The sequence below is a fragment of the Gluconobacter thailandicus F149-1 = NBRC 100600 genome (genome assembly GCF_000964465.1).
GTDB classification, from domain to species: Bacteria; Pseudomonadota; Alphaproteobacteria; order Acetobacterales; family Acetobacteraceae; genus Gluconobacter; species Gluconobacter thailandicus.
Genome location: NZ_BANH01000006.1, coordinates 46,837 through 63,558, shown reverse-complemented (window position 1 = coordinate 63,558; position 16,722 = coordinate 46,837). Strand labels below are relative to the sequence as shown.

17 protein-coding genes and 1 other RNA gene are annotated in these 16,722 nt (G+C 57.6%); 10 read left to right on the top strand and 8 right to left on the bottom strand.

The window, feature by feature from the left end; genetic code table 11:
• From B7444_RS02520 to B7444_RS02505, 6 genes are all read left to right on the top strand, one after another.
• On the top strand, positions 1-889 hold an 889-nt coding region (locus tag B7444_RS02520), incomplete at its 5' end, for an alpha/beta hydrolase (protein WP_048855110.1).
• 50 nt (positions 890-939) lie between these two features.
• A complete protein-coding gene (locus B7444_RS16715) occupies positions 940-1,098 on the top strand; it encodes a hypothetical protein (protein ID WP_015073331.1) in 159 nt (52 codons plus the stop codon).
• The gene (locus tag B7444_RS02515) at positions 1,095-2,003 is read left to right on the top strand and encodes a DnaJ C-terminal domain-containing protein (protein ID WP_007283858.1); all 909 of its coding nucleotides are present in this window, start codon (positions 1,095-1,097) and stop codon (positions 2,001-2,003) included. The genes B7444_RS16715 and B7444_RS02515 overlap by 4 nt, the downstream gene beginning before the upstream one ends.
• A 2-nt stretch (positions 2,004-2,005) precedes the next feature.
• A complete protein-coding gene (locus tag B7444_RS16710; RefSeq protein WP_016737795.1) occupies positions 2,006-2,155 on the top strand; it encodes a hypothetical protein in 150 nt (49 codons plus the stop codon).
• 34 nt (positions 2,156-2,189) lie between these two features.
• Positions 2,190-3,707, top strand: coding sequence for a peptide MFS transporter (locus tag B7444_RS02510; RefSeq protein WP_007283860.1), 1,518 nt, complete (start codon positions 2,190-2,192; stop codon positions 3,705-3,707).
• Between the two features lie 183 nt (positions 3,708-3,890).
• A complete protein-coding gene (locus B7444_RS02505) occupies positions 3,891-5,438 on the top strand; it encodes a carbohydrate porin (RefSeq protein ID WP_007283861.1) in 1,548 nt (515 codons plus the stop codon).
• An 80-nt stretch (positions 5,439-5,518) separates the two neighbouring features.
• On the opposite strand, the gene B7444_RS02500 is transcribed toward B7444_RS02505, so the two are convergent.
• Positions 5,519-7,765: a TonB-dependent receptor gene (locus B7444_RS02500; RefSeq protein ID WP_007283862.1), complete on the bottom strand. Its 2,247-nt coding sequence runs from the start codon at positions 7,763-7,765 to the stop codon at positions 5,519-5,521.
• Positions 7,766-7,938: 173 nt separating this feature from the next.
• Complete coding sequence (locus B7444_RS02495; RefSeq protein ID WP_007283863.1) at positions 7,939-9,507, bottom strand: carbohydrate porin; 1,569 nt, start codon at positions 9,505-9,507, stop codon at positions 7,939-7,941.
• Between the two features lie 301 nt (positions 9,508-9,808).
• Here B7444_RS02495 and B7444_RS02490 point away from each other — a divergent pair, with 301 nt between their 5' ends.
• Complete coding sequence (locus B7444_RS02490) at positions 9,809-10,447, top strand: POTRA domain-containing protein (RefSeq protein ID WP_007283864.1); 639 nt, start codon at positions 9,809-9,811, stop codon at positions 10,445-10,447.
• 13 nt (positions 10,448-10,460) lie between these two features.
• On the opposite strand, the gene B7444_RS02485 is transcribed toward B7444_RS02490, so the two are convergent.
• The 3 genes from B7444_RS02485 to B7444_RS02475 are packed head-to-tail and all read right to left on the bottom strand — an operon-like array spanning position 10,461 to position 13,060.
• The gene (locus B7444_RS02485; RefSeq protein WP_007283865.1) at positions 10,461-11,069 is read right to left on the bottom strand and encodes a DUF1643 domain-containing protein; all 609 of its coding nucleotides are present in this window, start codon (positions 11,067-11,069) and stop codon (positions 10,461-10,463) included.
• Between the two features lie 31 nt (positions 11,070-11,100).
• The gene (locus B7444_RS02480; RefSeq protein ID WP_007283866.1) at positions 11,101-11,646 is read right to left on the bottom strand and encodes a peroxiredoxin; all 546 of its coding nucleotides are present in this window, start codon (positions 11,644-11,646) and stop codon (positions 11,101-11,103) included.
• A 28-nt stretch (positions 11,647-11,674) separates the two neighbouring features.
• The gene (locus B7444_RS02475) at positions 11,675-13,060 is read right to left on the bottom strand and encodes a transglycosylase SLT domain-containing protein (protein ID WP_035729768.1); all 1,386 of its coding nucleotides are present in this window, start codon (positions 13,058-13,060) and stop codon (positions 11,675-11,677) included.
• 212 nt (positions 13,061-13,272) lie between these two features.
• On the opposite strand from B7444_RS02475, the gene B7444_RS02470 reads away from it, so the two are divergent.
• The 3 genes from B7444_RS02470 to B7444_RS02460 all read left to right on the top strand — a co-directional run bounded on the left by B7444_RS02470 (position 13,273) and on the right by B7444_RS02460 (position 15,230).
• Positions 13,273-14,154 carry an ABC transporter permease gene (locus B7444_RS02470; RefSeq protein ID WP_007283868.1) on the top strand — a complete coding sequence of 294 codons (882 nt, stop codon included), beginning with the start codon at positions 13,273-13,275 and terminating at the stop codon, positions 14,152-14,154.
• 2 nt (positions 14,155-14,156) lie between these two features.
• Entirely contained in the window at positions 14,157-14,939 is a 783-nt protein-coding gene (locus B7444_RS02465) for an ABC transporter ATP-binding protein (RefSeq protein WP_007283869.1), read from the top strand.
• Positions 14,940-15,011: 72 nt separating this feature from the next.
• Positions 15,012-15,230, top strand: a complete 219-nt coding sequence (locus B7444_RS02460; protein ID WP_007283870.1) for a hypothetical protein — start codon at positions 15,012-15,014, stop codon at positions 15,228-15,230.
• A 46-nt stretch (positions 15,231-15,276) separates the two neighbouring features.
• Here the strand turns inward: B7444_RS02460 and B7444_RS02455 are convergent, their stop codons facing one another.
• The 3 genes from B7444_RS02455 to ssrA form a co-directional block, all read right to left on the bottom strand.
• Positions 15,277-15,669: a VOC family protein gene (locus B7444_RS02455; RefSeq protein WP_007283871.1), complete on the bottom strand. Its 393-nt coding sequence runs from the start codon at positions 15,667-15,669 to the stop codon at positions 15,277-15,279.
• Positions 15,670-15,732: 63 nt separating this feature from the next.
• Positions 15,733-16,305, bottom strand: coding sequence for an SspB family protein (locus B7444_RS02450; protein WP_007283872.1), 573 nt, complete (start codon positions 16,303-16,305; stop codon positions 15,733-15,735).
• A gap of 91 nt (positions 16,306-16,396) precedes the next feature.
• Positions 16,397-16,721: a transfer-messenger RNA gene (ssrA, locus tag B7444_RS02445) on the bottom strand.
• Between the last annotated feature and the right edge of the window lies 1 nt (position 16,722).

Below are 16,722 nucleotides of genomic sequence, written 5' to 3'. Positions count from 1 at the left end.
AAGTGCTATCGAGGCGACTGGACCGCAGGGGGGACTGGCAGGCACTTTTCTGGATGCCGGGACGAAAAAACCGGTTGTTCTCCTGATTCCTGGCTCTGGTGCTACCGATCGAAACGGAAATACTCTCTCTCAGATACGGCCGGGAACGCTCCGGCTTCTTGCCGAAGGGCTGGCAGAACATGGGATTTCTTCCGTCCGCATCGACAAGCGGGGCATGTTCGGAAGTGCCCGGGCTATTCCGGATGCGAATAACGTCACAATTCATGATTACGTCACGGACGTGCAGAGCTGGATAAGCACGATCCAGCATCAAACGGGCGTTTCCTGTGTCTGGGTGGCGGGCCATAGTGAGGGTGCCCTTGTCGCACTTGCTTCGGCTTCCTCGGTGAAGCCCTTATGTGGATTGATCCTGCTGTCTGCGCAGGGGCGGCCACCGGGGGAAGTCCTCCGGAGTCAGCTTCATGCTGAACCTGGCGCGCAAGTTATTCAGCCTCAGATCGATGGCGCGATTGATGATCTCGAGGCAGGAAAAACTGTTGATCCACAGACGCTGCATCCGGGCTTGCGTCTTATGTTCCGGCCAGCGGTCCAGCATTACCTGATTGATGAAATGCACTATGACCCCGTGAAACTGGCAGCAGCCTATCAAGGCCCCATGCTGCTGGTTCAGGGTGGTCGGGACACACAGATCAGTCCGGAAGCCGACTTCGCTCCCCTCAAGGCCGCAGCGCCAAAGGCGGACGCACTCTATCTTCCTGATGCCATTCATATGCTGAAGGATGTTCACGGCACTGCCAAAGCGGATTTCATGAAGGCCTATACAGATCCAAATGTGCCTCTGGACCCGAAACTTGTCCCGCATATTGCAGAGTTTGTCCTCAGTCATTGACCCGAAGCCACTGGCGTCACACATCTGTGGATAACGGAGGAACAACACATATGGCACAGGATGGACATCCCGCTGAGGATTACCTCAGCCCTAAACTGGAAAGCCTGATCGCGGACGGCGTTAAGGCCGGTTTTGCGCGTGACGTTGTTATCGCAGTCCTGATTGACCTGCTGGATGATGGCCCGGCAGATGATGCGGAGGTGAGATGAAAGACCCTTATTCGGTTCTCGGTGTTTCCAAGACGGCGACGGACAAGGAAATCCGCAGCGCATACCGAAAGCTGGCCAAGCAGTATCACCCCGATCATAACCCTGACAGCAAGGATGCCGAAGAGCGTTTCAAGGCTGTAGGTCAGGCCTATAACATCATCGGGGACAAGGAAAAGCGCGAGCGCTTCGACCGTGGCGAGATTGATGCGGAAGGGCAGGAACGCGGTCCCTTTGGTGGTGCTGGTTTCGGCGGTGGCCCGGGCGGTGGTGCGCATGGTTTCCAGGGCAATTTCAATCAGGAAGACCTCGGCGCGTTCTTTTCGGACATGTTTGGCGGTGGTGGTTTCAGTGGGGACTTCCGCCCCGGCGGTTCTGCCGGCCGGCGGGCCTCCAAAGGGTCAGACCGACGCTTTACTGTCACGATCAGTTTCGAACAGGCGGTTCTTGGCACTTCGCTGGATCTCGCTCTGGGAGAAGGTGGCCATACGGAAGTGCGTGTGCCCCCCGGCGTGGAAGACGGCCAGACCCTGCGTGTCCGGGGCAAAGGTGCACCGGGTCGCCCGGGGATGGATGGGCAGCCTGGGGTTCCAGGCGATGCGCTCCTGACAATCAGTGTCACTCCCGACAAGCGCTATGTTCGCGACGGGCGTAACCTTCGCATGACCCAGACTGTCGATCTCCGGACGGCTGTTCTTGGTGGCAAGGTGACTGTGGCGACCCCGAAGGGTGATGTGGCGGTGAAGGTGCCCAGGCATTCTGACAGCGGGAAGGTTCTGCGGCTGGCAGGGCGCGGTGTTGGTGCAGACAAGAAGCATCCGGCGGGCGATCTGTTTGTAACCCTTCAGGTTCACATCGGCACAGTATCTCCCGAGCTTGAAGCCTTTTTTGCAGCTCAGGAGGCCTGAGGATGGGGATGGTCCGGCGCGCGAAGGCGCGCCTGCCAGACTGGCCATGGCGGCAGATCATTGGCGGGATTTTTGCCATTATCTTCGTCGTGGCTCTGAGTATCATTGGAGCGCATGCTCTCATCCTCGCCGGGGAGTGGCATTTGCCGTAAGGTAAGGCCCGTCTTTGCTTTTGACGGGTATTTCATGGCGTCCTTTTCTTCTTCTACCGCCGTCCAGGCGCCGGCGGCGCAGCGCCGTCGGGCCTTCACTGTCGTGCTGGCCATCGAACTGTGGGAACGGTTCGGCTATTACGGAATGCAGGCTGTCCTGACGCTGTTCATGGTTCAACAGCTCCGGATGGCAGACACGGCGGCCAATCTGATGATGGGTGCCTTTTCCGCTCTGACATACATTACGCCAGCGCTTGGCGGTGTTCTCGGGGACCGCGTTTTAGGAACGCGACGGACCGTTGTCATGGGAACCATTTCCCTTGCCCTCGGCTATGCCTGTCTTGCAGCGTCCCTGAATTCAACGACGCTTCTTCTGCTGGCAATGGCTCTTATTTCTACGGGTAATGGCCTGTTCAAACCCAATGCTGGCAATCTGGTCAGGCGTATCTATGAAGGCGATGATGCTGCCCTGGATGCTGCATTCACGCTGTACTACATGTCCGTGAATGTCGGCTCGACAGTGTCGATGCTGCTGACGCCGTGGTTGCAGGTGCATTATGGCGCGCCAGTTGCCTTTGCTACATGCTCCGGTGGTCTGGTGATCGGGCTGCTCTATTATCTATGGCGGTCTAACTGGCTGGATTACACGGCGAGCCCGATCGAACAGAAAGGCATCCCACTCAGCCGGTTTGGTCTGGTCGGGCTGGGGCTTCTTCTTCTGACTGTCTTCAATGCATGGGTGCTGAGCAGCGATGGCCTTGCGCGGCTTTGCATTGTTATCGCGGGGCTTGGACTGGCTGTCATATGGGCCGTGCTGTATGTCCGGGCCCCTAAGGAAGAACGGCCTGGCCTGAAACTGACCTACATGCTGTCCCTCCAGGGGACGATTTATCTGATTTACTATCAGCAGATGATCACGTCCCTGACGCTTTATGCCCTCCGGGACGTGTCCGGTGACTTCAAGATTGCCGGTGTGACGCTCTTTCATATGTCGGCGGGGCAGTTCCAGGCTCTGAATTCGATCTGGATCATGGTGCTCAGCCCCGTGCTTGCCTTTCTTTATAATCGCTTTGGCGCGCAGGGGCGTGATCTGTCCATCGCGCGCAAGATGCTGATTGGTTACGCGATGGTTGCGGCGGCTTTTGGTATCTGGTGGTTTGTGACGGCCGCAACGACGGGGCTTGTTTCTCCCTGGATCATGGTCGTGGGCTACGGACTTCTGTCTTTTGCAGAACTGCTGACCAACGGTCTGGGTCTCGCCATCATCGCCCGCTATGCACCGGCCCGGCTGGGTGGGTTCATGATGGGCGGCCTCTATCTGCTCTGGGGTATTGCCATGTATGTGGGCAGCGTGATTGCGAACGAGGCTGCCATGCCAGCCGATGTTGGCACGTCTGCCGGCAATGTTCTTTATGCTGGTTTGTTCCGGACACTGTGTGAAATTGCCGTTGCGATCGTGGTGATTCTGGCCTGTGTGGAGCCTTTGACCCGGCGTTGGGACCAACAACACATAACTGTGAACAAGAAATTTTCTGCAGATTTGCAGAGGTGAACCTTTTGTAATTTGGGAGAAAACCTAGGAAAATTATTCGACATAATTTGTCGCAAAATCTCGCGAAGAGCTGATTAGGAAAACGGTCGTCTTCCTCTCTCTATTCCGGACCGCTCTCGGCCTGTATGGGACGTCATTCATGATTCCCAGTTCAGGCGACGTGAGAGGGAGACGCGGGAAAAGATGCAGAAGGTTGGAAGCTGTTTGACGAAGGCTCTGGGGATGGCCTGTCTGTTGGGGACGGCGCTATCCACATCCCAGATTGCACACGCCGAGACGGCTTCTGCATCCGACCAGGGCCAGACAGGCCAGCCACGCGCCCATAATAGTGCTGGTCATCCGGTACTTCGGACCAAATCCATCCAGCCAGATCCCCTGCTGGTCAAGCCTGCTCCGACCCCTTCGCATCTGTCAGATGTGCGGCCTTCCGATACGACGGAAAACCGTTTCTTCCCGGCCAGCTTCCATGACTGGCTGACCCAGAGCACCATGACGGGTGACTGGGGCGGGTACCGGACCTGGCTTACGGAAAAAGGTATCAATATCGGCGGTCACTTCCTGCAGGACAGTGCGGGAAATCCGATGGGCGGCAAGGCCAAGACCGTTCGTTATGCGGATGAGTTCGGCCTGAACATCGACCTTGATCTGAAGCGACTGACTGGCTGGAATCTTGGCCTCTTTCACTTTCTGAGTACGGCCCGACAGGGTCTGGGTATTGGTGCCAAACTCCCGGCGCTCGATAGTCCACAGCAGATTTTCGGATCTGGTGAGACCGTTCGGTTGACCCGTCTGTCCTGGGAAATGCCGTGGAACCGTTACGTCTCCACGGAAGTCGGTGAAATCAATACCGAGAACGATTTCGAGCAGTCTTCCATGTACTGGGGCATGAGTCAGTACTGCCAGTTCGAGTCCAACGCCATTTGCGGTATGCCGCAGTCCATCGCAATGAACTCGGGCTACGGATATTACCCGACGGCGCATCCGGGGGCGTGGGTGAAGTTCTATCCGGCTGGCAACAATCATTACCTGATCCAGTTCGGCGCGTATTCGGTCGATCCGACGATTGCCAATACGCATAATGGCTGGAAGATGAATCTCCATGGTGCAACGGGCACCTATGTTCCGTTCCAGCTTGGTTGGCATCAGGGTGGCAAGGACGATTACAGCGGTCCTCTGCAGACCAACATCAAGATTGGTGGCTACTGGGACTCTTCCCAGGTCAAGAATGTCTATTCCCAGCTGGGAACCTTCGGTGTTCCGACGGAATATCTGATTTCAGCTCCGACCCAGCAGGTTCGCGGCCGTTTCGGGGGCTGGTTCCAGTTTGATCGCATGATCGAGCGTGACAAGGCTGATCCAAACCGTGGAACGTCCTTCTTTGGTTCGTTCACATGGGGTGACCCGCGCACGGCGATTGCGCCTTACTTCATCACATGGGGCATCACACGTAAGGGGACTTTCAAGGATCGCCCGAACGATACGATCAGTCTTGGCATGAAAATGCTGTGGGTGAACCCGAAGCTGACCATCTGGGCACGTCAGATGCAGGCTGCGGGCGCTACGGGTTTGTACAAGCCTTCCGAAGAACATGCCATCGAGCTGAACTATGGCTGGCGTCCGACGCCCTGGCTCGTGATCCGTCCGGGTGCGCAGTACATCATGCATCCGGGTGGGACCAACCGGTACAAGAATGCACTGCTGTTTGATTTTGAAACGGGCATTACGTTCTGAGTTTTCTGCAAACCCGGACATGAAAAACGCGCCACCCAACCAAGGAGGCGCGTTTTTTGTATCTGTGATCTGATGTGAAATCAGAGATCGGTTGTGAAGGAGAACTTGAATGTCCGAGGCAGGCCCTGAAGCAGATAGCCGTTAAAGGCTGAAGACCAGTAACGGGTATTCGCAATGTTATCGACACCGAAGCGCAGCGTGACCGGCTTGTGGCAGGTCGTGAAGGTGTAGCGTGCGCCCAGATCGAACCGCGTCCAGACTGGGATATGCAACGTGTTCGCCTGGTTTACCCATTGCTTGCCCGTATTGACCACCCGCCCCACGACGGTCGCTCCCTTCAGGAATGGCAGATCATATTCCAGATTGCCATTGATCGTATAATTCGGAACGCCGATGGCAGTGTTGCCGTTGTAATTCCCGCCCGCCGTCTGGCGCAGGGCCGCCTGGGTCAGTGTGCCGCCGCCATTGAAGCGTAGTCCTGGCAGAATTTCGCCATTGACCATCAACTCAATGCCCCGGTTTCTTTGGAGGCCATTTACGCGATAAGCGTAATTGCCGGTGTTTCCCACAGCCTCTGAATATGCATTGGGCTGGCCAATCTGGTAAAAGGCGAGACCGGCGCTGAACCGTCCGATGTCATATTTTGCACCCACTTCGTACTGGGTGGATTTGTAGGGCGGAAAGACTTCCCCAAGATTGATGACGTTGCCTGACGCAACCGGCCCTTTGGCCAGACCTTCAATCCGGTTGAAATACAGGGATGTCTGCCGTGTCGGGTGAATGACTAACCCGACAACGGGGGTGATGGCATCCTGATCGTAATGCGAAGACAGCGCCCCTCGACCCGTTGTGCTGTAGGAATAGCCATTGATCAGCATGTTCTGGTAACGGAAACCGCCCGTCAGTGCGACGCGGCCGTTCAGGAAGGTCATCGTATCCGAGAAGAACAGGCTGTAGAGGCGCGTCCAGCTTGTGGTTTGAGGATTGTCCAGAACACCGCCAACAAAGGTATGAGCCGGAGAGGCTACCTGTGGCGTGGCGTAAAGATTGGTGGCGACCGGCGTAAGGGCCATTGAATAGGCTGCGCCCGAATCTTCCCAGAGAGCCGATCCGCCCGCATTGATTTCATGCTTGATGAAACCGGTTCGGAAATGCGCCCGAACACCAGCACGGGTGCTCTCGTTGGTCTGGGAATACGGCACATACATGCTGCCTGCAGTTCCGGCACCCGTGGTGGGGTTTGTTATTGTTGGGCTTGAGTAGTTGCCTTTCTCATCCCCATGTAGCGCGCCAAAAGCACCATAAAGTGTGACGTGCCTTGAAAGGTCATGCTCGATATTGAGCATCCCGAAAACGTAATTCAGATCGTTATAGGCCCATTTCTGCCCATAATTATGAGACGGCGACGCGGGACGGGGAACAGATGTGGCTGTACTGCTGAGAAAGACCGCGGGCCTGCCGCCATCCACGCCCTGATTCTGATAGTTCATGTCCATCGAGATACGCGTGCGGTTATCCCGGCTGCGCCAGTCAAAATCGGCACCCAGAGCGGTCGAGTGACGATATTCATTATTGATGGAATCTTCACCGGACTGGCCTGCGACATTCAGGCGGACGCCAAACTGCTTGTCCGCGCCGAAGCGACGGCCCACGTCAATGCTGCCGCCTCCCATTGCGCTGCTGGTGTAATCGCCCGTGAGGCGCGTGATTGGGGCATCCGTTGCCTGCTTGAACATCAGATTGATGTTGCCGCCAATGGCGGACCCGCCTGGAGCAGCCCCATTCAGAAACGCGCTGGCTCCGTTCAGAACCTGTACGCTGTCATAAAGCTGAGGCGAAACAAGCTGGCGGGGGGTGATGCCGTACAGACCATTGATGGCAACATCGTCTCCATTCACGGCAAACCCACGAATGACGAACATTTCCGAGAAATTGCCATACCCATATGTCGTGCGAACGGACGGGTCATTTTCCAGAACCTGTCCGAGCGTCTGGGACTGCTGGTTCAGGATCAGGCTGGAGGAATAGCTGCGAATGTTGAAAGGCACATCCAGGCCTTTCTTGTTTCCCAGAGCGCCAAGCTGCCCACCACTCGTGACTTCCATCTGATTCCGGTGCTTGGCCTTAACGATGATTTCTTCGTCGTTCGGGACGGTCGGAGTCGAAGCTTTCGAAGCAGACGTGGCTTTTCGGGACACCGTCTGCGGGACAACGGAAGGGTCGGCCGCTGCGGCGAATACAGGAAGCGTGGTTCCCGCAAGCAGCAGGCAGGCCAGACGACTGCGGCGTCGGGCAGGCATGGAACGAAAGGTCGGATGTGCGCGCACGATGGAAGCCTCGAATGGAGGAGAAGGTGAGCGCTACATACGGTAATGAGAATTAATCTCAAATGAATCAATGTAACTTAATATGATTTCAGGCGAAGCGTGGCTTTGGGGTCATAAAAAAAGCGAAGCCTGGAAAAGGCTTCGCTTCGTATTTGGCGGCAGGATGGGCCGTGTCAGAGCACGACCGTAAACTGAACACCCAGCACAGCAGCGTCATGGAACGTCGTCGTAGCACTCGGACGCTGGATGTACTGAAAGTCCGGCTGGATCGCCATCGCGCGTGCAACATGGGCACTGTAGAACAGCTCGTACACGTTCTCATGGCTCTGCGGACCGTAGACCGCGCCCCATTGTGTGTCCTGATAAGGGAGATTGAGGTTCTTGGAGGACTCCTGCTGGAGAGCGGCCGTGGTGCTCATATCGAAATGCTGCCACATCGCACCGACCGTATCGAGCGGACGTCCCCAGTCCTTGCCCGTGTCGATCATGCCGACCCAGGTGTGATCCCGCATGGAGACGGTCTTGCCATCACTGTACATGGCGCCCGCCATGAGGAGCAGGCCGTTGGTGTCACCCGGACCGTTGCGCATGAGCATCTGGTCCATGATGAGCCATGCGCTGTTTCGGCCTGCTTCATAACGGCGGGGCAGGCCAGTCTGCTGCCAGGAGTTGCCGTGGATATCCTCGTACAGGTTGGGGTAGCGCGAGTTGTCGTAAGAATAACCAAGCTCGTAGTGGCCTGCGAGACGGTTCTTTCCGAAATGCGGCATCCAGCCAATTTCAACCGGTGTTGAAAACTTGCCCAGCCCGGACTGCGCCCAGGACCAGCCGGAGATACCGCCGTTATACGCATGGGGACTGACCGCAAACAGACCGCCCATGATGTAGGTATCAACGGTTGGCATGACGCGGACGATGGCTGCCAGATTTCCGGACGGCCAGTCACGGTTGCCTTCCGTATATTTGTTCGGCGCCGGATTGCCGCAGACCGCTACGTTCATGAAGTCACAGAACAGAGGCGAGGCGGCAAAGAAGGAGCCGACCGGAATCCAGCCTGCGCTGATGTCGATGCGGTTATGGTAAAAGGACGTCTCGCCATACATCGAGACCAGATGCGCAACTACGTTACCGCGGGCGCCATAGATCTCCTGAACGGGGGCAATGGAATCCCCGAACATGCGTGACACGCTCTGACCATGGCCGTTTACAATCAGGGTATGGGTCCAGAAATTCGGAATGCCTGCCAGCTTGTCCCAGTCGACATCCAGTTCAACGCCGACCTGACCCGTATCCGAGTAGGCGCGCTGCTTGCCGCCGGTGACGTTTCCGGCAAACTCTTCGTTGATGGACGCCAGAAGGTGGATGCCATGATCCGTCAGCCAGGGCTGGATACCGCCCCAGTCACCAAAAAAATGCTGTGACCCCATGGGTGCTGCGAAGAACGCGCCCGGATCGGTAATTTCGTTAGACGCGCCTGCACTGCGAACACCCCGCATGTTCTTCTGCATCAGCGGAACGCGAAGCCCCGTATCCATGGGGTGGGATGTCAGTTCGGCTTTGCTGTCCCCGGGAGACGGCTCTGCAGATGGCCCTGCCGTAGGCGTCGAACCGGAAGGAGAGGCGGCCTGTCCCCATGCGTGTCCGGGCAGGAATGCCAGTGTCGTGGCGGATAAGACGCCGAGCAAAGCCGAACGATAATATCCGGAACGAGGAACGCGAGCAGGAATAGGCAGCACGACCATAAGGCAGCAGGTCTCTCTTCTGTCTGATGATGGTGGGAAGGAAAACACGTTTTCTTCAATGGCGTCCCTGTTACGGGATGAAGAAAGTGAATGGCGATTTAGGGAGTAAGGCAGGGTGTGTCGCAGACGGGCCGTCTGGGTGTCAATGCGTGGGGGAGGATTAAAGTGGCTTTAGAGAATAAAGTCTCTGGATTGTGACGTTATATGGATGAGGACCCGCCCGGTCTGATTAGTTGGCAACCTGACAGGCTTTATGGCGTAAAAGAGGGTCTCTGATTTTTTTTAAGACACAGGAGGCAGCATGATGTTTTCCCGTTCCATGCTGACACAGGCTGGTTTCGGACTTGGCCTGGGAGCGATCTTACTGGTTGGCTCGGCTCTTGCCGAACCCGCTGCTCCACCCCCTGTTCCGGCTATGGATGCCCCATTGCAACTCGGAACGGTTGCAGTTGAGGGGAACAAGAGCGTCCCGTCAGACGATATTCTGGAGACGTTCGGCTATCATTCCGGCCAGAGCGTAACCCGTGCGCAGTTGTCTGATGCGCAGAAGCGCGTGGCGGACCTGTATCAGTCCCGCGGTGTGGGGGCGGATATTGGAGAGCAGATGCACATTTCTGCCAATAAGGTGGATGTGAAGCTCGTTCTGCGAGAAGAGGTTCCGCATACCCGTGAGGCCAGACAGCTGATCGTGGACAAGGTTGATTTTGATGGGAACAGCAGCGTTCCCACACCAACGCTAGCAGCCGCAACACGCCTTCAGGAAGGCGCCTCTATCTCGGATCAGACGCTGGCAGCTGATGAAGCTGCCATCCAGCAGGTCTATCGTGAGAAAAACCTTGGCGCAGAAGTTCAGCCCCAGGTCGTATACCCCAACCATGACAACCACCTGGTTCTGGTCTGGCAGATCAAGGAACGGGGCGCTCACGGATCACCCTACTGATCCGGTCAGGCCGTCAGGTAAGGGTTTCCGGGTCAAGGGGCTGCGGGGTCAGAGCGGCAGGCAGATAGAGTGGATGCTCTGGCCTGCCACTTTTGCTTAACCGAAGGGCCGTCACTTTGATGCCGTGACGTCCGAGCATACGGGCGACTTCGGTGCCTCGTGGTCTCAGGGGTTTAGCCTGCGGGGCGCCATATGCCAGAACGACAAGATCTGCCTTTTTGGCCATCGCCAGAAGGTGTGTGTCATTGTCTGGCCCTACCGGATCATCAACTTCCAGAAGGCGTTTCTGGTCCGTGCAGCGGTAGGCAAAACTGTTGCCAACAAAAATGCCCCCATAACCCCAGGCGCGGGCATAGCGCTGGCATTTGGCAACCGTTCGGTCGTCTCCTATCTCCGTGGCGACAGACGGGTTCATCATCAGCCACATGATCATGGGCTTGCTGTCGTCCCACACACGTTCAAGCGTGTAGCGGTAGCAGTCACCCGGGCCCGCATAAAGCGCAGTGCTGGACACATCGTCTGAAAGACGGAGTGGTCGTGCGTGGCCGACATGATGCTGGCCAAACAGGTCGGCCAAACCAGCCTGCTCTTTTTGGAGAGCAGGACGGGAAGAGCGGGGCATAACAGGAAAATCCGGTCGTAGTGTAACGGCGTCAGTGGCCGGCTTTAAGGGCCTTCACGGCAGCCAGCGTCCGTTCAACATGTTCGTCGGGAGACATGGACGCGTATGACAGAACGATATGTCCGTCCGGCGCAATGACATAGGACGTACGGCTTGCGAGATGTTTTGCAGGCATCTTGGCTTTGTAAGCGTTCGTCACCGTGCCGTTGGGATCTGCGGCAACGGGAAAGGCGCTGCGGCATTCGCTGACGGAAAACTGCGTCAGCTTGTCGATCGGGTCCATGGAGATCCCGATAACGGTCGCGCCCAGTTCCTTGAACTGCGGAATCGCTTCCGCAAAGTCATGAGCCTCGATCGTGCATCCCTTGGTGAAAGCTGCCGGGTAGAAATACAGGACGACAGGTCCTGTCTTCAGGGCCTCGGCAAGATGATAGCTGAACTGATGTCCTCCCATGCTGGCCTGAGCCGTAAAATCCGGAGCATGAGCTCCGGTTTCCAGCGCAGCATGGGCCGGAGAGGCAAGGGTGCCAATCGAAGCTAGGGCGCAAAAGGCGGAGATTGGCAGCAGAAGGCGCATAGGATCAGTTCTGTTCCCTGAATGAATGTCAGAAAGCGCCGGGCGGAACCACGACACAGGGGGAACCGTGCGGCAGACGGTGGCAGGCTGCAAGAGCACTTTCATGCGTCAGGCCTGTCAAACGTGCGCGATAGAGATGCCCCTTGCCCGTTTTGACGCTGGCCACCTGGGTTCGGGCGGAAGCGACAACCGCACCAGCATGGCTGTGCGCCTGAGACGCGGCAATGCTGGCCTGGCTGGCATTGGCAAACGCCCCGACCTGGATCGCCCAGGTGCGTGGTCCCACAGGCTCCTCCTGAACGGGGGCAGCACGACGGGCGACAGGGGCCGGACCAGGGGACAGGCGGTACTGCTGCTGGTTGGCAGCAGGCATGACGGCCATGATGGGTTGTGGCTTCAGGCGATGCCCAATGGGAATTTCCTGTGCTGTAACCTGACTGTCTGCCAGTTCGGTATCCATGTTGCTTGCAACAGATGGCCGATAGGCTGCGGCCTGAACCGTTGGAGGGGGAGAGGTTATGCCACGTGCCGCCCACGCTGCACTGACGCTGCTCGGTTCAGCAGAGGGTGCGGCTGCTGATGCCAAGGCAACAGGCGTTGCAGGTGTTTCCGGAGATTCAGCGACCTCATCAGGCGCGGCAGAAGAATCGCTGGCATCGGCAGCGTCCTTATGCGACCACGCGGCACTAACAGCCTGACTGGTCGGAGATGCGGGAGCGCTGTTTTCTGCGATCTGGATCTGGGCGTTTGGATCGTGCTGGGCAACCAGAAGATCCGCAGCCGAACGATTATGCGGCGTTATGCCAGCAATCCGTGGCCCGATGGAGGCAACATACCGGCGCGTCTCACGAGGCAGCGGACGCCCCCGGCGAAGATAGCTGTCCAGACTTCCCGGCCCATCATTATAGGCGGCGAGGAAGCCTGGTGAGCCGTAAATGTCATACATCTGCCGGAGATAGGCTGTCCCGGCGAGGATGTTGTCGTGCGGATCAAAAGGGTCATCTCCGAGGCCGTACTGCTGACGCATATCGTCATAAGTTGGCGGCATCAGCTGGAGTAGGCCCATTGCTCCCGGCGTTGATGTGATGAAATTGCCGTTGTGATCAAAAAGATGACCACCGGATTCCTGCTGCATCACAGCTCTGATCCACTGGGCCGGTATGTCGAAGCGGGCGGAGGCCTCTTCAATATAGGGGCCCCACGGATCATCCGGTGGACCGGGAGGAGCGTAGTAGGATTTGGCGTGGGCGCGGTATTTCGCGGCTTCCTGCGAAACGGGCAGTCGCGATGTCGAACTCATGTCAGGGGTATTGGCGCAGGCCGCGAGCAGGCCGATCAGACCAAGTGCCAGACCGGAACGGAGAGCGGTCAGGAAACGTGGAGTAGTCTGGGGCGGCACGGCGGAGCTGGGCATCGGGGCAGGGTACCTGACAAGGGAAGAACTGTCGCAACCCGCAAAGCATACACAGGGATTACGGCAAAACTAGGAAAAATGACGAAAACCGGACGTTTTCCGGCAACCACCTCTCCCAACGGCATGATCTGCCCGTTACATGGGGAAACCTCGTGAAGCCATCAAGGGTTTGTCTGCTTGCGGGATGAGGGGCTATCGGCTAGGCGGACCATATGAGCGCATTGTCTCCGGCCCCGACCGAACCGCAGTCTGACAGTCTGCCAAAACCCGCTTCCGGCCTGATAAGGTTTGACCAGCGCCGTGGCAGCCCTGCGGCTCGTGCCTGGAATGATTTTAAGGAGACGCGCCAGCTCTGGCGGCTTGCTGTCATGCTGGGATGGCTGGACATCAAACTGCGCTATCGCGGGTCCGCGCTTGGCCCATTCTGGCTGACCCTTACGTCCGTTCTTATGGTGGCCTCCATGGGCGTTCTATACGGGCGGCTGTTTCATCAGGATCTCAAGGTCTATCTGCCGTTTCTGGCACTGTCTCTGACGCTTTGGCAGACCGGGCTGGCAAGTCTCGTTCAGGAATCCTGCACGAGTTTTGTGGATGCGGAGAGCATGATCCGGTCCAGCCGTCTGCCGCTGCTGCTTCAGGCTGTTCGTGTCGTTGTCCGCAATGCGATCGTGTTCGGGCACAACATCATTGTGCCACTTGGCGTGTTCGCCATCTATCATGTCTGGCCGGGTGCTTCGGCATTGCTCGCCATTCCCTCGCTGCTTCTCTGGGGAATCGACGGTTTCGCTGCATCCATGCTGCTCGGCGCGCTCTGTGCACGGTTCAGGGATATTCCGCCGATCGTCGGCGCACTCATGCAGATCGTGTTCTACGTCACCCCTGTCATCTGGCAGCCGGAACAGCTCGCGGGCAAGGCCCGGTTCCTGCTCTACAATCCGTTCTATGCCCTGCTGGAAATCGTACGCGCTCCTTTGCTGGGACATGTTCCTTCAGCGGGTGTGTGGGGTGTGGCGTTTGGAACGAGTGCCCTGTTCTGCGCGCTGGCAGTCTGGGTTTTCGTGCGCGTCCGGGCGCGGCTGGTGTTCTGGATCTGAGCATGACCCATATCCGTCTTGAAAATCTGTCCCTGTCGTTTCCTGTTCTGCACGGCGCCTCACGGTCTTTGAAAAAGACTCTTCTGGCGCGTGCGAAAGCGACGGTTACGAAACCCGCCAGTGTGGGTGGTCGGATGCGCCTTGGGGCCGCGGCGTCGGATGCGGTGCTGGTTCAGGCGCTCTCCAGCCTGACGTTCCAGATCGAAGGCGGCGAGCGTGTGGGCTTGATCGGCCATAATGGAGCAGGGAAATCCACCCTGCTACGTGTATTGGCTGGGATCTACGAAACAACTGATGGCCTGTTGGACATTGACGGGGACAGTCATGCCCTGATTGATCCGCAGTCGGGCATGAACCCGGAGCTGACAGGCCGTGAAAACCTGCATCTGTTTGCCTGCCGGATGGGGGTGACCAAGGAGCAGATCCCTGGTCTTGAGGCGGACGTTGAGGCCTTCGCGGAACTGGGGCCGTTTTTCGATCTGCCCGTCCGGCTCTATTCGTCTGGAATGGGAATCCGGCTGGGTTTTGCACTGGCAACGGTGCCGCGGCCGCGTATCCTGCTGATGGACGAGTGGTTCATGGCCGGTGACCAGCGCTTTCAGGACAAGGCGAGGAGCCGGATGGAAGGCATGGTGGCTGCCGCGGAGATCCTCGTTGTGACTTCGCATTCCCTTCCGGTTCTGCGGAAATGGTGCACACGGATCCTGTGGCTGGAAGGCGGACAGGTTCGTATGGATGGGCCGACCCAGACTGTTCTGGATGCGTATGAGGCGTCTCTGGCCTGATCTGTACGATTTGGTCTGACCCGAAGGGTGCGGTAGGGTCGCCCGAGTTTTACACCCTCATGGAGACAGACCATGTCCTATGCCGCAATTGATGCTGCCCGCGTTGCCAAGGCCGCCAAGTCTGCCCTGCAGACATTGTCCACGGTCAAGGAGCAGTCTGAAGCGCACCAGCGCAAGACAATCATGATCGAGCGTATTGAAGCCCTCGCCACGGCGGCTGCCGAGACGAAGGACTGCAATCAGATCACACTGACATCTGAAGAATTCTGGCTGATTTCCAAGAACTGGTAACAGCCAAGACTTGTAAGAGCCATCAGGGCAGGGGAGACCCTGCCTGTTACCGCTGGTAGGATGCGATTTCCACCAGATTGCCGTCGGGGTCCCGGCAGTAAACGGACGTAATGGGGCCAAGGGCTCCCAGACGTGCGACAGGGCCTTCTGTTACGACGACACCACATTTTTCCAGATGCCGGATGACGTCTTCGCTGGCAATGGCTGAGGTAAAGCACAGATCGGACGTGCCTGGCTGTGCGCCTTCTGCTGTTTCCCAGCCCTCGGAATTTTCCGGACGAAGATTGATCTTCTGCCCTCCGAAGCAGAGTGCAACGCGATTGTTGCGTCCGTACTCCTCGATATCCATACCAAGAACCCGCTGATACCAGGACGCCGAGATGCTCCTGTCGCGGACGGTCAGAACGATGTGATCGAGGCGATCGACGGTAAAGCGCATGATGATCCCTTACGAGAACGGCGTCAGATGCCCCGGAGCAAACCTTCCGGGGCTGAAGGTTTTTCAGGTTGGCGGGCGCTTGCGGAAGGCCGCCAGACTGACGACTTCGGCTTCTTTCTTTTCATCTTCGGCAGGCGGTTCTTCGATTTTGACCTCGGGGTGATGAGCTGGATCGATATCATCAGGCTCGACGGCGCCTTCCGGGATTTCAACGTCCTCGTCATCCTGCATGGAGCTGACGAAGCGCAGCGCCATACGGATATGCGGATCGGCAAAAGCCGTGATCGCGGAGACGGGAATGACCAGAATGCTGCCAACGCCGCCGAAGGACAGGCCGACGGAAATGATATTCTTGTCGCGGTCCAGAGCCAGATCCCAGAACTGGTGCTGGAGAACGATGGTCATTTCTTCCGGATATTGCGCACGCAGGCGGGACGGAATGATGACGTCAGGGCGGTTGGTGCGGAATGTAAGATAGAAATGGTGGGCGCCGGGCAGGCCTTCTGCGGCGACATGCTCGATGGCGCGCAGCATGACTTCACGGTAGGCGTCTTCCACCCAGTCGTCATAGGGGAGAAGGCTTTCCGGCAGTTCGTGTTCGAAGCCGTCCTGGCCGTTGTGATCGTCGTCGCTCATGGTCGCAAGCCTGATGTTTCAGTCAATCAGCTCAGGGATGCGACAGACCGGCCTGAATGGCAAGACGTTTTGCAGAAAAGGAAATTTGAGGTGGGAGGGCTTCTGTTGCCCGGTGCCCTCCCGAACCGCGCTTATCGCTTATGCAGCGACAGCGAGCACCTCAGAGTTATCATTGGCACTTGTAAGTTTAGCCCGATGACGGTGGTACAATGCCGGGCAAAAGATAAGTCTTTACCATGCGCGTCGAGCCTGTTTCGTCCCCACGGATCCCTTTTGCGAGGGATTTTTCATGGTGGAGACGCCGGGCACTGCCCCCGGGTCCACAACACTTATTTCACTTACCGTTTATCGCCATAGCCGGGGACGAACCCCTTGCACTGATGAACATAGGAGTGCTCTCCCTGTCCTGCAAGGGGA

Coding starts and splice junctions, on each gene's coding strand:
- B7444_RS02455 (WP_007283871.1), bottom strand. CDS start 15,669: ATGCGCTTTACCGTCGATCGCCTCGATCACATCGTTCTGACCGTCCGC.
- B7444_RS02505 (WP_007283861.1), top strand. CDS start 3,891: ATGCAGAAGGTTGGAAGCTGTTTGACGAAGGCTCTGGGGATGGCCTGT.
- B7444_RS02475 (WP_035729768.1), bottom strand. CDS start 13,060: ATGCCCAGCTCCGCCGTGCCGCCCCAGACTACTCCACGTTTCCTGACC.
- B7444_RS02450 (WP_007283872.1), bottom strand. CDS start 16,305: ATGAGCGACGACGATCACAACGGCCAGGACGGCTTCGAACACGAACTG.
- B7444_RS02465 (WP_007283869.1), top strand. CDS start 14,157: ATGACCCATATCCGTCTTGAAAATCTGTCCCTGTCGTTTCCTGTTCTG.
- B7444_RS02510 (WP_007283860.1), top strand. CDS start 2,190: ATGGCGTCCTTTTCTTCTTCTACCGCCGTCCAGGCGCCGGCGGCGCAG.
- B7444_RS16710 (WP_016737795.1), top strand. CDS start 2,006: ATGGGGATGGTCCGGCGCGCGAAGGCGCGCCTGCCAGACTGGCCATGG.
- B7444_RS02480 (WP_007283866.1), bottom strand. CDS start 11,646: ATGCGCCTTCTGCTGCCAATCTCCGCCTTTTGCGCCCTAGCTTCGATT.
- B7444_RS02490 (WP_007283864.1), top strand. CDS start 9,809: ATGATGTTTTCCCGTTCCATGCTGACACAGGCTGGTTTCGGACTTGGC.
- B7444_RS02485 (WP_007283865.1), bottom strand. CDS start 11,069: ATGCCCCGCTCTTCCCGTCCTGCTCTCCAAAAAGAGCAGGCTGGTTTG.
- B7444_RS02460 (WP_007283870.1), top strand. CDS start 15,012: ATGTCCTATGCCGCAATTGATGCTGCCCGCGTTGCCAAGGCCGCCAAG.
- B7444_RS02495 (WP_007283863.1), bottom strand. CDS start 9,507: ATGGTCGTGCTGCCTATTCCTGCTCGCGTTCCTCGTTCCGGATATTAT.
- B7444_RS02470 (WP_007283868.1), top strand. CDS start 13,273: ATGAGCGCATTGTCTCCGGCCCCGACCGAACCGCAGTCTGACAGTCTG.
- B7444_RS16715 (WP_015073331.1), top strand. CDS start 940: ATGGCACAGGATGGACATCCCGCTGAGGATTACCTCAGCCCTAAACTG.
- B7444_RS02515 (WP_007283858.1), top strand. CDS start 1,095: ATGAAAGACCCTTATTCGGTTCTCGGTGTTTCCAAGACGGCGACGGAC.